Raw genomic sequence first — 13,580 nt, forward strand, 5'->3', positions numbered from 1 at the left:
CGGTGGAAGCGGATCACCCTGATCGACACCGGATCACCGGTGCCGGGCCACCTTGGCCGTGCCCGGCTACCCACTGTGTCCAGTGCGGCCACCCCTCGTACTGGATCCTCCCTCGCGAAAGTGAGTTCCCGGTATGCGCACAAACCCCTTAGCCCGTACCGCCACCACACTGGTGGCCGCGGCCGCGGTCATCGGCTTCCTCGCCCCGTCCACGGCCACCGCCACCACCATCGAGGGCTACTCCCCCACCGTGCAGCGTGAAGCCGTGACGTCCCTCGCTTCGGACGCCGGTATCAGTGAAGCCGCCGCGGTCGACTTCCTGCGGGCGCAGACGGCAGGCGTCGAGACGGTGCAGAAGGTCACCGCCGCACTCGGCTCCCGTGCCGCCGACGGCTACCTCGACGACTCCGCCAAACCCGTGGTGAACGTGCTGGACCAGGCCGCCGCGGACCAGGTGACCGCGACCGGGGCGCAGGCCCGCGTGGTCAAGCACTCCACTGCGGCGCTTTCGAGCGCGCAGAACGCCTTGCAGGCGCTGCCCACGGTCACGCATACGTCGATCGGTCTCGACCCGAAATCCAACCAGGTCGTGCTGACCGTGTCCGACGCGGCCAAGGGTTCCGAAGCCCTCGTGAAGGCCGCCGAAGCGCTCGGCGACCGGGTCCGGGTGGAGCGGACCACCGGCGAGATGCACACCGCGATCTACAACGGTGAGGCCATCACCGGCGGCGGCACCCGCTGCTCGGTCGGGTTCAACACCAACAAGGGCGGCCAGAACTACATCCTCGACGCCGGCCACTGCACCCGCGCGGTGTCGCAGTGGAACGTCGGACCGTCGCAGGGCGCCAGCTTCCCGACCAACGACTACGGCCTGATCCGCAACACCTCCGGCAGCGGCCCGGGCGCGGTCACCCTGTGGAACGGCTCGACCCAGCGGATCGCCTCCGCCGGCACCGCCACCGTCGGGCAGCGGATCAGCAAGAGCGGCAGCACCACCCGCCTCACCTCGGGATCGGTGCAGCGGCTGAACGTCACGGTGAACTACGCCGAAGGTTCGGTGCACCAGCTGATCCAGACCAACGCGCTGGTCAACCCCGGTGACTCGGGCGGCTGCCTCTTCTCCGGCAGTGTCGGCCTCGGCATCACCTCGGGCAAGGGCGGCGGGAGCTCGTACTTCCAGCCGGTCGGCGAGGCCATGAGCGCCTACGGCGTCACCCTCAACCCGTAACACCTCCCGAAGCCGGGTCCTGGTCAGCCTGACCGGGGCCCGGCTTCGGCTGTGCGCGGAAGTGCTCGACGGTGTGGTCGCGAAAGCGTCGAGCGGCGGCGGAAAGATAGGTGTCCTCGCGCCACGCGACGCTGAGCACGCGACGGCATTCGGGGTCGTCGACGTCGAGCCAGACCACCGTCGGGCTGATGGCGGACCGCAGCCCGACAGAGGGCACGAACGCGATGCCGAGACCGGCGTCGATGAGCTGGAAGAGCACAGCGGCTTCGTCGCCCTCGCAGACGATGCGGAGTTCGAGACCGGCCTTCGCGAAAAGGTGATCGGCGAGCGCGCGCTGCCAGTAGCCGGGCCGTGTGGTGAGGAACGGCTCTCCCTCGAGGTCCGCGAGGCCGACGCGACCGTGTCCCGCGAGCCGGTGACCGGACGGCACGCACAGCTTCACGGGCTCGTCGAGCAGCACCCGGCTTCGGATGTCGTTGCCGGACAAGGGTTGCGACGTGACGCACAGGTCGGCGTCGCCGGATCGCAGCTTCTCCGCCATGCCCTCCGCCGATGCCTGTGACAGCCGCACGTCCACCAGCGGATGGCCGGGGACGAAGGTGCGAAGCGGGTCGGTGAGGACGAGCAGGCTTTCGGCCACGACAGTGACCGTGCCGCGTTCCAGTCCCGCGGCGTCGTCGAGTTCCTGCCGGGCGTCGTCGAGTTCGGCCAGTACCCGGTCGACGCGGCGGAGGAACGCGGCACCGAACCGGTTGAGCCGGATCCGGCGGCCGTGCCGGTCGAACAGCGGCACGCCGAGGTCGTTTTCCAGCCGCGCCAGGGTCCGGCTGAGCGAGGGCTGCGCGACACGCAGCTTCTCGGCGGCGCGGCCGACGTGTTCGAGCCGGGCGACCGTCTGGAAGTACCGGAGTGCCAGAAGATCCACTGCTGATGCCTCGCCAGTTATGAACAGATAACAAATCTTGTCTTGGACAGCATAAGGCCTCGGCTCTTACGTTCGATCGCGTGAGTGGAACCGTGACTACCCGAAGCCGGACGCTGGCGGTGAACCGGGTGCTCGTGAGCGCCCACGCCGTCGCGATCATCGGCCAGCCGGTGTTCGCCGGCGGCTATCTCGGCGGCGACTACGACATGCTCTGGCTGCACCGCTGGGGCGCCGACGCCGTGTCCTACCTGGCGTACGCGCAGATCCTGGCGGCCTTGGTCCTGTGGCTGGTCCGCGGGCCACGCTGGCTGTTCTGGATCAGCCTGCTGCTCGCGGCGGGCGAGACCGCGCAGTACCTCGCCGGGATGGCGGGCGCGCTCGATCTGCACATCCCCCTCGGCGTCGCCCTCGTCACCGGAGTGGTGCTGACGACCATCGCCGTCTGGCGGCCGCAGAACTGGCGGGCCGCCCGATGAGTCGCCGTCTTCCCCGGAGAACGTTCTTCGGGCTCGCCGGTGGAGCCGGTGTCCTCCTCGCCGCGGGACTCACCGCGCCGCGGCTGCTCGCGCAGGTTTCACCGGGGACCGGCGAGTTGCTGCGCAGCGGGCTCCCCCTGCCGGAACCGTTCCGGGTGCCGCTGCCGATCCCGCCGGTCCTGCGTCCACAAAGGACCGTCGACGCCGATCACTACACGATCACCCAACGGGCGGCGACGGCCGAGATCCTGCCCGGTGTCCGGACCCCGATCTGGGGCTATGACGGGATCTTCCCCGGCCCGACGATCGAATCGCGACGAGACCGGACGACCGTGGTGCGCCACCGCAACGAACTTCCCGTCCCGACCGTGGTCCACCTGCACGGCGGGCACACGCCCGCCGAGTCGGACGGCTACCCAACCGATCTCGTCCTGCCGCTCTCCGGCTGGGAGGGCGGACACGTCGGGCACGGAATGGTCGATGCCCGCGCCCGGATCGCGAACGGTGAACGCGACTACGTTTTCCCGTTCCGGCAACGGGCCGCGACCCTGTGGTACCACGACCATCGCATGGACTTCACCGGTCCCGCCGTGTACCGGGGCCTCGCCGGCTTCCACCTGGTCCGCGACGACGAGGAAGACTCACTGGGGCTCCCGTCCGGGGAGCGCGAACTGCCGTTGATGATCGCCGACCGCTCCTTCGACGAGCACGGCGCCTTCGCGTACCCGTCACTCGACCGGACACTTCGGACCACGCCGGGAGTGGAAAGTGCTTACGTGGAGGGTGTTTTCGGTGACGTCATCCTCGTCAACGGGGCGCCGTGGCCGGTGCACGAGGTGGCGGCCGTGCGGTACCGGCTCCGCGTCCTCAACGGCTCGAACGCCCGCCGCTACGACCTGGCACTGGACCCGCCACCGCCCGGTGGCGGCGGGTTCGTCCAGATCGGCAGCGATCAGGGGCTCCTCGACACCCCGCGCGAACACGATCACCTGCCCATCGCCCCGGCGGAACGGTACGACCTCGTGGTCGACTTCGGCCGCTACCCGGTCGGCACCGAGGTCACCCTCGTGAACCGGCTCGGCACCGGCTCGACCGCGCGGGTCATGCGGTTCGTCGTCACCCGCCGCGCCCCGGACGAGAGCCGGGTTCCGTCGAAACTCAGCGAAATCCCGCCGCTCACCCGCGACCAGGCGACGACCACTCGCGAGTTCTCGTTCCGCGCCGGGACCGTCCACGGGCGCGCGGGCTGGGTGATCGGCGGGGAACCGTTCTCACCGGACCTGATATCGGCGAGTCCGCGCCTCGGCGACACGGAGATCTGGCGGTTCGTCGCCGACATCCACCACCCCGTGCACCTGCACCTGGTCGGCTTCCGGATCCTTTCCCGCGGCGGCCGTCCGCCGGAGCCGTTCGACGGCGGCATCAAGGACACCGTCGACCTGAGCCCCGGCGAGTCGGTCGAGGTCATCGCCCGCTTCGACGGCTACCGCGGCCGGTACGTCTTTCACTGCCACAACGCCGAACACGAGGACATGGCGATGATGGCGAACTTCGAAGTGGTCTGACGGGGCCATCCAGGGTGTCGCGAAAGCCACTTTCGGGACACCTGATGTCCCGAAAGTGGCTTTCGCGACACGGCCACCAGGCCGCCTTTGCCGTTCTCCTCAAGAGAGCCGTCCTTACCGCTCGCGAGGCCGGACCGGGTTGGTCAGCTCGCCGATCCCCTCGATGGCGACGGTGACGTCGTCCCCCGGCTTCATCGGCCCGACACCGGCCGGGCTGCCGGTGAGCACGACGTCTCCGGGGCTCAGCGTGAACCAGCGGGTCACCCACGCGAGGATCGCGGGCACGCCGAAGATCATTTCCGCGGTGGTGGACCGCTGGACGATCCGATCGTTGATCCTCGTGGTCACCTTGAGGTCTCCGTTCTCGATGCCGGTGGTGATCCAGGGCCCCAGCGGCAGGAACGTATCCGCGCTCTTGGCCCGCGCCCACTGGCCGTCGGCCCGCCAGTCGTGCGCGGTGACGTCGTTGGCGCAGGTGTAGCCGAGGATGTGCTCGGCGGCGTCCTCGACGGTCAGGTTCCGCGCGGTCTTGCCGATCACGACGGCCAGCTCGCCCTCGTACTCCAGGCGTTCGACCTCGGGTGGGTGCAGGATCGGCTGCCCAGGGCCGGTGACGGCGTTGGGGGCCTTGAGGAACAGGGCGGGTCGTTCCGGCCAGGGACGGCCCTTTTCCTTCAGCTGGCAGGCATAGTTGCTGCCGACGCAGACGATCGTGCGCGGATCGCACGGCGCGAGCAGTCGGACACCGGACAGCGGGCCGACGATCTCACCGGGACCGGTGACCGGGTCGTAGACGCGGACGACGTCACCTTCGACGCACCCCGTCCGGGCGGCGCCCTCGGTGGCGAAGCGAATCAGGCGCATCACGAGCCACCAAGCGCTTCGCGGACGAGTTCGAGCGGGTGCCACGCCGTCCGGCCCGCCCCGTGGAAGATCTGCTGGCGACACGAAACTCCCGTGGCGGCGACCAGCGTTTCGTCCGGTTCCTTTTCCAGCGCGGGGAAGAGGCGGTCGCGGCCGACGGCCATCGAAGTCTCGTAGTGCTCGGCCTCGAAACCGAACGAGCCCGCCATCCCGCAGCATCCGGAGTCGATCTCGGCGACCTCCAGCCCCGGGATGCGGCGCAGGAGCGCCATGGTGGCGGCCGTGCCGACCTCCGCCTTCTGGTGGCAGTGGCCGTGGAAGACCACGCGCCGCCCGCTGAGCCACGATCGCTCCGGCAGCTTCAGCCTGCCGTCGTCGATGGCCTCGACGAGCAGTTCCTCGACCTGGCGGACCCGTTCCTTGATCTGCTGAGCTTCGGGAAGTTCCGGCAACAGCGCCAAGGTCTCGTCCCGCAGGGTGAACACGCACGAGGGCTCGCATCCGACGATCGGCGATCCCGGTTCGGTGTCGCGAGCCAGCGAGGTGACCAGGCCGGTGGCCTTCTTCTTGGCGTCGTCGAGCAGGCCCTTGGACAGACTCGACCGCCCGCAGCAGCCGCCGGAGGCGAGTTCCACCGCCCAGCCCGCGCTTTCGAGCAACTCGATGGCCGCCTTGCCGATCTGCGGTTCGGTGAAGGTGGTGAACGAGTCGGCCAGCCAGTTCACCGTGCCGGCCGTACCTGGTGCCGTCACCCGGCGACGGTTCCAGCGCAAAAGGTTGTCCCGCACGAACTTCGGCAGCGGACGTTCCGCCTTGATACCGACGGTCCGTTCCATCACCTTGCGCAGCAAGTCGATCCGACCAGGCACATTGGACAGTGGCGCGGTCGCCGAGCCCAGCCGGTTGAGGAACCGGATCGAGCCGAAGATCCTCGACCGCAGCGGGACGCCGTGCTCCTCGTGGTGCTGGTGCAGGGTCTCGGCCTTGAGCGACGCCATGTCGACGCTCATCGGGCATTCGCTCTTGCAGGCCTTGCACATCAGGCACAGGTCGAGGATCTCGTGCAGGCGTTCCCCGCCAAGCGCGGCCTTCGGATCCGGCTCGGAGAGCGCCTTGACCAAGGCGTTGGCACGGCCGCGCGTGGAATGCTCTTCCTGCAAGGTGACCTGATAGGACGGACACATCACGCCGCCGCTGGTCTTGCGACACAAGCCGATGTTCATACAGCGGTCGGCGGCGTCGCGCATGCCGCCCCCGCCGATGACCTCGAACGACAGCATCGTCCGCAGCGGCGGCGCGGACGGGAGGGCGTCGCGGTCACGCAGGTTCTCGGTCATCGGGGGCGCGTCGACGATCTTGCCGGGGTTCATCGTGCCCGCGGGGTCGAACAGCTTCTTGACCTGGCGCATGGCTTCGTAGAGTTCGTCGCCGAAGATCTCGCGGTTGAACTCGGAGCGGGCGAGGCCGTCGCCATGTTCGGAGGAGTTCACGCCACCGAACTCGGCCACGAGATCCTTGATCTTCTCCGCGACCACGCGCATCGTGTCGACCTGCGCGGGATCGGTGAGGTCGACGAACGGCCGGATGTGCAGGCAGCCGACCGAACAGTGGCCGTAGAACCCGGCTTCGAGCCGGTGCTCGTCGAGGATCTCCTTGAACCGCGCGGTGTAGTCCGCGAGGTGCTCGGGGGCGACGGCGGTGTCCTCGATGAACGCCAGCGGCCGCTTGGTGCCCTCGCCCGCCGCCATCAGCAGGCCGAGACTGGACTTGCGCACCTTGAGCAGCGCCGCCTGCTCGGCGGCCGTGACGAGCTTGAGCGTGTGGTAGCCGTGTCCGTTGCGCTCCCACAGCGCGGCGACCTCGTCGAGTTTCGTCACCAGGCCGGCCTCGTCGTCACCGGAGAAGGACACGAACAGCAGCGCCGCCGGATCGCCGACCAGATAGTTGCCGAGATCGGCGTACTCGATCTTCTCGCGGGACAGGTCGAGGATGGTCTTGTCCATCAGTTCGACCTGATGCGGCCCGCAGCTCAGCGCGTCGAGCGTGGCCGAGATCGCGCCGTGCGTCGTGTCGAAATGCCCGACGGCGTAGACGGTCTTCTTCGGCTTGGGCACCAGGTCGACTTCGATCCGGGTGGCCAGTACGAGGGTTCCTTCGGCGCCGACCACGAACTTGGCCAGGTCGAAGGGATTCTCGTCGCCGTATCCGGAGAGGCGGTCGAGCCGGTAGCCGCACGCGCGGCGCCAGAACACCGGCATGCCCTTGGCGATGGCGTCCTCGTGCGCGGTGACGAGCTCGGGCAGTTCGCGGTAGATACGGCCTTCGAGAGTGTCCGCTTCCGCACGCCGCACGCGTTCGGTCTCGCTCACCGGCTCCAGCCGGGCGGTGGAGCCGTCGGCGAGAACGACGTCCATCGCGCGAATGTGGTCGATGGTCATCCCGAAGGTCAGCGACCCGGAGCCCGCCGAGTTGTTGCCGACCATGCCGCCGATGGTGGCGCGGTTGCTGGTCGAGGTGTCGGGCCCGAACATCAGCCCGTGCGCGGCGGCCGCCTTGTTCAACTGGTCCTGGACGACACCGGGTTCGACGACGGCGGTCCGCGCGACGGGATCGAGAGCGATGATCCGGTTCATGTGCCGGGACAGGTCGAGTACCAGGCCGGGCCCGACGGTCTGCCCGGCGAGGCTGGTGCCGGCGCCGCGCGGGACGACGGGCACGCCGAACTCCGCCGCGGTGGCGACGGCCGCGGCGACGTCCTCGTGATCGAGGGGGAACACGACGCCGCGCGGCATGATCGAGTACATGCTCGCGTCGCGGGAAAACAGGTGACGGGTGTAGTCGTCGAAGGCGACTTCCCCTTCGATCCGCGCGCGCAGGGCGTCTTCGAGCGGGCTGGTGCGGGTCAGTTCGGCTGTCATCGGCGCGCCCTCAGTCGTTCTGCAGCAGTTCGAGGGCGTCCTGCAGCCCGCGTGGATCGGCGGGGACACCGGCGATCGTGAGTCCCATTTGGACTCCCGCGAGGGTTCCGGCGAGGGTGAGGTCGTTGAACGCGCCCAAATGCCCGATCCGGAAGATCTTCCCGGCGAGTTTGCCCAGCCCCGCGCCCAAGGACATGTCGAACCGGTCGAGGATGATCGCGCGGACCTTGTCGGCGTCGACGTCTTCGGGCACCAGGACCGCGGTCAGCGAACCGGAATGTTCGCGCTCGTCCTGGCAGAGAACCTCCAGGCCCCAGCCACGCACGGCGGCCCGGGTGGCGGCGGCGTGCCGGGCGTGGCGCGCGAAGACGTTCTCGAGGCCCTCCTCGTAGAGCAGCCGCAAGGCCTCCCGCAAGCCGTACATGAGGTTGGTGTTGGGGGTATAGGGGAAGAAACCGCGCTCGTTCGCGGTGAGCATCGGGCCCCAGTCCCAGAAGACCTTCGGTAGGCACGCGGTTTTGGCGGCGTTGAGGGCCTTGTCGCTGATCGCGTTGAAACTCATGCCCGGCGGGAGCATGAGGCCCTTCTGCGAGCCCGCGACGGTGACGTCGACACCCCATTCGTCGTGCCGGTAGTCGATCGAACCCAGTGACGAGATGGTGTCGACCAGCAGCAAAGCGGGATGCTCGGTGGCGTCGATCGCGGCGCGGATCTCCGGGATCCGGCTGGTGACGCCGGTGGAGGTCTCGTTGTGGACCACGCAGACGGCCTTGATCCGGTGCGCGGTGTCGGCGGCGAGCCGCTCGGCGACCACCTCCGGGTCGGCACCGTGGCGCCAGTCCCCCGGCACGAAGTCGACGTGCAGCCCGAGACCCCGCGCCATCTCCTGCCACAGCGTGGCGAAGTGACCGGTCTCGAAGGCCAGGACGGTGTCGCCAGGGCTGAGGGTGTTGGTCAGGGCCGCTTCCCACGCCCCTGTCCCGGTGGCGGGGTAGATGACCACCGGGTTCGTGGTGCCGAAGACGGGCTTGATGTCGCGCAGCAGCTGACTCGCCAGTTCCTGGAACTCGGGACCGCGGTGGTCGATGGTGGCCGACGACATCGCCCGGAGCACCACGTCCGGGACGTTCGTCGGGCCCGGGATCTGCAGGAAGTGACGTCCGGCTGCGTATGTCATGTGCGCCTCCACGCTCGGCTTCGAGATGTTCCACAAAGTGAAACCTTGGTCTCGCTGCTTGAAAGGTATACCGTGTACCGAACTCCGTCGAGGGGGTACCGGAAACAACTTCAAGTCCCTGAACGAGTCAGCGCCGACCGCAGAGGATTCAGATGTCCATACAACTCGTCACAGTCGTGGCGCTCGCCCTGGTGTTCCTGATCGCGACCGTGCTCCCCGTCCACATGGGAGCGCTGGCGTTCGTCGCCGCCTTCGTGATCGGCACGGTGTTCGTCGGGGAAAGCACCGACGACATCGTCTCGGGCTTTCCCGGCGATCTCTTCGTCATCCTGGTCGGGGTGACGCTGCTGTTCGCGATAGCCAAAGGCAACGGCACCGTCGACCGGCTCGTGCACCTGGTGGTCCGCGCCGTCGGCGGGCGGATCGCCCTGATCCCCTGGGTGATGTTCGTGGTCACCGCGACCCTGACCGCGGTCGGCGCGGTGGTGCCGGCGGCGGTGGCGATCATCGCCCCGATCGGCATGGGTTTCGCCCGCCGCTACTCGATCAACCCGATGCTGATGGGCCTGCTGATCATCAACGGCGCCAGCGCGGGCGGCTTCTCCCCCATCAGTATCTTCGGCAGCATCGTCAACGGCGTCGTCGCGCGCGACAACCTGCCGAGCAATCCTGGGCTGTTGTTCGCGTCTTCCTTTGTCTTCAACCTCTTGCTGAGCGTCATCGTGTTCTTCCTCTTCGGCGGCCGCGAACTGATCCGCCGCTCTTCGACCGCCACGTCCGAAGTCGTCGCCGTGACCGCACAGCCCGCGACGGCGCTCGCGCTCAGCGGTTCTTCGGCGGGTGCGACCATGACCGGCGGCCCCGAGGCCCCGGCGCCGACGCCTCCCAGCGGTGGTTCCGATGAGCCCGAGGAGCGCCTTCCGCTCACTCGCGACCATGTGTTCACCCTGATCGGGCTCGCGGCGCTCGCCGTGGGCGCGCTGGTGTTCAAGCTCGACGTCGGGTTCACCGCGTTGACCGTGGCGACGGTGCTGTCGCTGGTCTCGCCGGGGTCGGCGAAGGCGGCCATCAGCGAGGTGGCCTGGCCGACGGTGCTGTTGATCTGCGGGATCGTCACCTTCGTCTCGCTGATGGAACGGGTCGGCACGATCGACTGGCTGGGCAATCTGGTGACCCACATCGGTTCACCCCTGCTGGCCGCGATCCTGATCTGCGCGATCGGCGCGGTGGTGTCGGCGTTCGCTTCGACGACAGGGATCCTCGGCGCGCTCATCCCGCTCGCGGTGCCGTTCCTGCTGGCGGGCGAGGTCGGCGCGGTCAGCATGATCATCGCGCTGGCGATCTCGTCGTCGGTCGTCGACTCGTCGCCGTTCTCGACCAGTGGTGCCCTGGTCGTGGCCAACGCGCCCGCCGGTCAGAACGACAAGACCTTCCGCGGCTTGATGATCTGGGGTTTCAGCATGTGCGCGATCGCGCCCGTCGCGACCTGGCTGCTGTTCATCCTGCCTGGCTGGGGCTGAGCACGATCCATATCGGACGGTCCACTCGGGCCGTCCGATATGGACTCTTTCTCAACGAGCCCGGCGCTCGGCCAGCCACTGCTCGGATTCGGGACTGCCACCGTCGAGTTGATCGACTACTGCGTCGAGGAAACTGCTGTGCCCGTGGGCGGCCAGCGCCTCCAGCACCGCATCGGGGTCGCCGCCCTCGATGATGGTGAGCAGTTCGCGGTGCCGTTCGACGTTCTGCATCAACGACTCGCCGTCGCGGCGGGCACTGCGGTTGAGCGCCATGCACAGTTGCATCTGAAGGGACAGAGCGCGATACGCCTCGGTGACGCGCTCATGTCCGGCCAGCGCGACGATCGACTGGTGGAAGTCGTACTTGCGCTGAGTGAAGACACCCTCGTCGCCTTCGAGGCCCGCCTGTTCGAAGGCGGCCAAGGCGTTCCGGCAGGCCTGCAACCGCTCCGGCGAGCGAACCGGGACACCGATCCGGACGGCGAAGGCTTCCAGTTCTTCGCGCAGGGTGATGATTTCGTAGACGTCATGGCGGGTCAGGGGACGGACGATGACGCCACGCCGCGGATGGGGCACGACGAGTCCCTCGAAGGCCAGGACCTGCAACGCCTCGCGCAGCGGCGGTCGGGACACCCCGAGCCGCTCGGTGAGCTTGGCCTCGACCAGTCGCGTGCCGGGCGGGAGTTCGCCGGAAAGGATCATCGCCCGCAGCGCCTGGGTGGCCAGGTCGGCCATACTCGGTGGCGCGACGATACGGCCGTCTTCATACTGCACCGCGCTGGTCCAACTCGTGGTCATCGAGACCCCTCCCTTTCTGTATACGGTATATCAATCACTTTCCCCTGGCGTGAGCGGTACGTCACTTTTCGCTCGCTTGGACTTTTCGTCCAAGGCTTATACAGTCAGTCTCGTGAGCAACGAGCATCCGTATCCCCCGGCCTTCCGCAGCGACGACCTGGTCTCCGTGTCCGGACGGCTCGGCGTGACCGAGACGGGCGACCTGGTACCCGGCGGCTTCGACGCCGAATGCCCGCAGGCCTTCGCCAACCTCGACGCCGCACTGCGTTCGGTCGGCGCGAGCCGGGCCGACGTGGTGAAGGTCGTCGTCTATCTGACCGACATCGCCGACCGTGACGGCCTCAACCGCGTCTACGAAGAGTTCTTCGCCGAGCCACGACCCGCCCGCACCTGCGTCGGGGTGGCTTCCCTTCCCTACGGCGGTGCCGTCGAAGTCGAGGCTCTCGCCCGAGTACGCGATGTCTGAGCGGGACGCGATCCTCGACGCGCTCGCGCCGGTCGCCGACGGTATCGCCGCGACGCTCGGCTCGTTCTGCGAGGTCGTGGTGCACGACTTCCGCCGTCCGGAGGAGTCGGTGGTGGCGATCGCCGGATCGGTCACCGGTCGCAGCGTTGGCGGGTCGATGAGCGAGATCGGCATGGGCTTGCTCGCCCGTGGCGACGACGCCGAAGACGAGCTCAACTACGTCACCCGGACGGCGTCCGGGAAACTGGTGAAGTCCTCGACCATGCTGCTGCGTGACAGCGGCGGCTCGGTGTTCGGCGCGCTGTGCGTGAACCTCGACGTCACCGCCCTTGGCCAGCTGCGGACACTGGTCGGCGAACTCGCCGACGTCGGCACGGCCACCACCGAAACGCCGACCACCACCTTCGGCGACGACGTCGACGCGGTGGTGGACGCGATCGTCGACGACCACCAGCTCCGGCTGAACAAGCCCTGGGCCGCGCTCAGCCGCGAAGAACGTCTCGACCTGTTCCGCAGCCTGCACGCGCGCGGCGTCTTCGCCGTACGGCGGGCCGTGCCTCAGGTCGCGGCCCGGATCGGGATCTCCCGCGCCTCCGCTTACAACTATCTCGCCGAAATCCGTGATCAAGGAGCATCATGACCGCCCCCGTGACCATCGACGACATCCGCGACGCCGCCGCCCGCCTGGCCGGGGTCGCGCACCGGACCCCGGTCGTGCGTTCCCGCACCCTCGACGACCTCGTCGGCGCCGAGGTCCACATCAAATGCGAGAACCTCCAGCGCATCGGGGCCTTCAAGTTCCGTGGCGCGTACAACGCCACCTCCCGGCTCTCGCCGGAGCAGCTGGCCAAGGGCATCGCCGCGTATTCCTCGGGCAACCACGCACAGGCCGTCGCGCTCGCCGCGCGGGAACTCGGGAGCAGCGCGGTCATCCTGATCCCGGAGGACGCCCCTCAGTCCAAAAAGGACGCTACCGCGGGCTACGGCGCCGAGATCGTCACCTACGACCGGTACACCGGCGACCGCGTCGCGATCGGCGAGGCGCTGGCGGCGGAACGCGGCCTGGCGCTCATCCCGCCGTACGAGCACCCGCACGTGATCGCCGGACAGGGCACCGCCGCGCTGGAACTGCTGGAGGAGACCGGTTCGCTGGAGACCCTGGTCGTCCCGGTCGGCGGCGGCGGTCTCATCGCGGGCAGCTCGACCGCCGCGAAGGCCGTGCAGCCCGGCATCCGCGTCGTCGGCGTCGAACCCGCCGCCGGCGACGACACCAAACGCTCGCTGGAAGCGGGCGAACGCGTCTCGATCCCGGTGCCGCGGACGATCGCCGACGGGCAGGCCGCCGAGATCCCGGGCGAGCTGACCTTCTCGATCAACCGGAAGCTCGTCGACGACATCGCGCTGGTCACCGACGACCAGGTCCGGGAAGCGATGCGGTTCGCGTTCGAACGCCTCAAGCTCGTCATCGAACCGAGCGGGGCGACCGGTCTCGCCGCGCTCCTCAGCGGGCAGGTGGCCGTTTCGGGCAAGGTGGGGGTGATCATCAGCGGCGGGAACGTCAGCCCTGAGCGCTTCGCCGAACTCGTCGCGCGCTGACCTCGCAACTAGTCCTCTACTTGCGGTGGGTCCCCGGCGGCGGTGTC

At 68.6% G+C, this 13,580-nt stretch carries 12 protein-coding genes; 7 read left to right on the forward strand and 5 right to left on the reverse strand.

Annotated features, from left to right (window positions below; genetic code table 11):
- Positions 1 to 133 precede the first annotated feature (133 nt).
- Positions 134 to 1,228, forward strand: a complete 1,095-nt coding sequence (locus tag ACLARN_RS27970) for a S1 family peptidase (protein ID WP_409494444.1) — start codon at positions 134 to 136, stop codon at positions 1,226 to 1,228.
- Here the strand turns inward: ACLARN_RS27970 and ACLARN_RS27975 are convergent.
- Positions 1,218 to 2,153: a LysR family transcriptional regulator gene (locus ACLARN_RS27975; protein WP_409494445.1), complete on the reverse strand. Its 936-nt coding sequence runs from the start codon at positions 2,151 to 2,153 to the stop codon at positions 1,218 to 1,220. The two genes, ACLARN_RS27970 and ACLARN_RS27975, sit on opposite strands and share 11 nt — an antisense overlap.
- A gap of 80 nt (positions 2,154 to 2,233) precedes the next feature.
- Here ACLARN_RS27975 and ACLARN_RS27980 point away from each other — a divergent pair, with 80 nt between their 5' ends.
- Together ACLARN_RS27980 and ACLARN_RS27985 are read left to right on the forward strand one after the other, a co-directional pair.
- Positions 2,234 to 2,629, forward strand: coding sequence for a hypothetical protein (locus tag ACLARN_RS27980; protein WP_409494446.1), 396 nt, complete (start codon positions 2,234 to 2,236; stop codon positions 2,627 to 2,629).
- Positions 2,626 to 4,194, forward strand: coding sequence for a multicopper oxidase family protein (locus ACLARN_RS27985; RefSeq protein ID WP_409494447.1), 1,569 nt, complete (start codon positions 2,626 to 2,628; stop codon positions 4,192 to 4,194). The genes ACLARN_RS27980 and ACLARN_RS27985 overlap by 4 nt, the downstream gene beginning before the upstream one ends.
- A 114-nt stretch (positions 4,195 to 4,308) precedes the next feature.
- On the opposite strand, the gene ACLARN_RS27990 is transcribed toward ACLARN_RS27985, so the two are convergent.
- From ACLARN_RS27990 to ACLARN_RS28000, 3 genes are read right to left on the reverse strand one after another with little or no spacing between them, the layout of a single operon-like run.
- Positions 4,309 to 5,058: a fumarylacetoacetate hydrolase family protein gene (locus tag ACLARN_RS27990; RefSeq protein WP_409494448.1), complete on the reverse strand. Its 750-nt coding sequence runs from the start codon at positions 5,056 to 5,058 to the stop codon at positions 4,309 to 4,311.
- Positions 5,058 to 7,976 (reverse strand): FAD-binding and (Fe-S)-binding domain-containing protein, encoded by a 2,919-nt coding sequence (locus ACLARN_RS27995; RefSeq protein ID WP_409494449.1) that lies wholly within the window; start codon positions 7,974 to 7,976, stop codon positions 5,058 to 5,060. Before ACLARN_RS27995 ends, ACLARN_RS27990 begins: the two co-directional genes overlap by 1 nt.
- Before the next feature lie 10 nt (positions 7,977 to 7,986).
- The gene (locus tag ACLARN_RS28000; protein ID WP_409494450.1) at positions 7,987 to 9,153 is read right to left on the reverse strand and encodes a pyridoxal-phosphate-dependent aminotransferase family protein; all 1,167 of its coding nucleotides are present in this window, start codon (positions 9,151 to 9,153) and stop codon (positions 7,987 to 7,989) included.
- 152 nt (positions 9,154 to 9,305) lie between these two features.
- Here ACLARN_RS28000 and ACLARN_RS28005 point away from each other — a divergent pair, with 152 nt between their 5' ends.
- Positions 9,306 to 10,673, forward strand: coding sequence for an SLC13 family permease (locus ACLARN_RS28005; protein ID WP_409494451.1), 1,368 nt, complete (start codon positions 9,306 to 9,308; stop codon positions 10,671 to 10,673).
- A 51-nt stretch (positions 10,674 to 10,724) separates the two neighbouring features.
- Here ACLARN_RS28005 and ACLARN_RS28010 read toward each other — a convergent pair whose 3' ends face one another.
- Positions 10,725 to 11,471, reverse strand: coding sequence for a GntR family transcriptional regulator (locus ACLARN_RS28010; RefSeq protein ID WP_409494452.1), 747 nt, complete (start codon positions 11,469 to 11,471; stop codon positions 10,725 to 10,727).
- A gap of 112 nt (positions 11,472 to 11,583) precedes the next feature.
- Here ACLARN_RS28010 and ACLARN_RS28015 point away from each other — a divergent pair, with 112 nt between their 5' ends.
- From ACLARN_RS28015 to ACLARN_RS28025, 3 genes are read left to right on the forward strand one after another with little or no spacing between them, the layout of a single operon-like run.
- Entirely contained in the window at positions 11,584 to 11,937 is a 354-nt protein-coding gene (locus ACLARN_RS28015; RefSeq protein ID WP_409494453.1) for a RidA family protein, read from the forward strand.
- Complete coding sequence (locus ACLARN_RS28020) at positions 11,930 to 12,577, forward strand: transcriptional regulator (protein ID WP_409494454.1); 648 nt, start codon at positions 11,930 to 11,932, stop codon at positions 12,575 to 12,577. The genes ACLARN_RS28015 and ACLARN_RS28020 overlap by 8 nt, the downstream gene beginning before the upstream one ends.
- On the forward strand, positions 12,574 to 13,533 hold the full coding sequence (locus tag ACLARN_RS28025; protein ID WP_409494455.1) for a pyridoxal-phosphate dependent enzyme: 960 nt from the start codon (positions 12,574 to 12,576) through the stop codon (positions 13,531 to 13,533). The genes ACLARN_RS28020 and ACLARN_RS28025 overlap by 4 nt, the downstream gene beginning before the upstream one ends.
- Positions 13,534 to 13,580: the final 47 nt, after the last annotated feature.

It is taken from the genome of Amycolatopsis sp. cmx-11-12, from assembly GCF_046269425.1.
GTDB lineage: Bacteria > Actinomycetota > Actinomycetes > Mycobacteriales > Pseudonocardiaceae > Amycolatopsis.

Bases quoted from the DNA above. Each gene is read 5' to 3' on its own strand.
- ACLARN_RS28010 (WP_409494452.1), bottom strand. From the start codon at position 11,471: ATGACCACGAGTTGGACCAGCGCGGTGCAGTATGAAGACGGCCGTATC.
- ACLARN_RS28025 (WP_409494455.1), top strand. From the start codon at position 12,574: ATGACCGCCCCCGTGACCATCGACGACATCCGCGACGCCGCCGCCCGC.
- ACLARN_RS28005 (WP_409494451.1), top strand. From the start codon at position 9,306: ATGTCCATACAACTCGTCACAGTCGTGGCGCTCGCCCTGGTGTTCCTG.
- ACLARN_RS27990 (WP_409494448.1), bottom strand. From the start codon at position 5,058: ATGCGCCTGATTCGCTTCGCCACCGAGGGCGCCGCCCGGACGGGGTGC.
- ACLARN_RS27970 (WP_409494444.1), top strand. From the start codon at position 134: ATGCGCACAAACCCCTTAGCCCGTACCGCCACCACACTGGTGGCCGCG.
- ACLARN_RS27995 (WP_409494449.1), bottom strand. From the start codon at position 7,976: ATGACAGCCGAACTGACCCGCACCAGCCCGCTCGAAGACGCCCTGCGC.
- ACLARN_RS27985 (WP_409494447.1), top strand. From the start codon at position 2,626: ATGAGTCGCCGTCTTCCCCGGAGAACGTTCTTCGGGCTCGCCGGTGGA.
- ACLARN_RS28000 (WP_409494450.1), bottom strand. From the start codon at position 9,153: ATGACATACGCAGCCGGACGTCACTTCCTGCAGATCCCGGGCCCGACG.
- ACLARN_RS28020 (WP_409494454.1), top strand. From the start codon at position 11,930: ATGTCTGAGCGGGACGCGATCCTCGACGCGCTCGCGCCGGTCGCCGAC.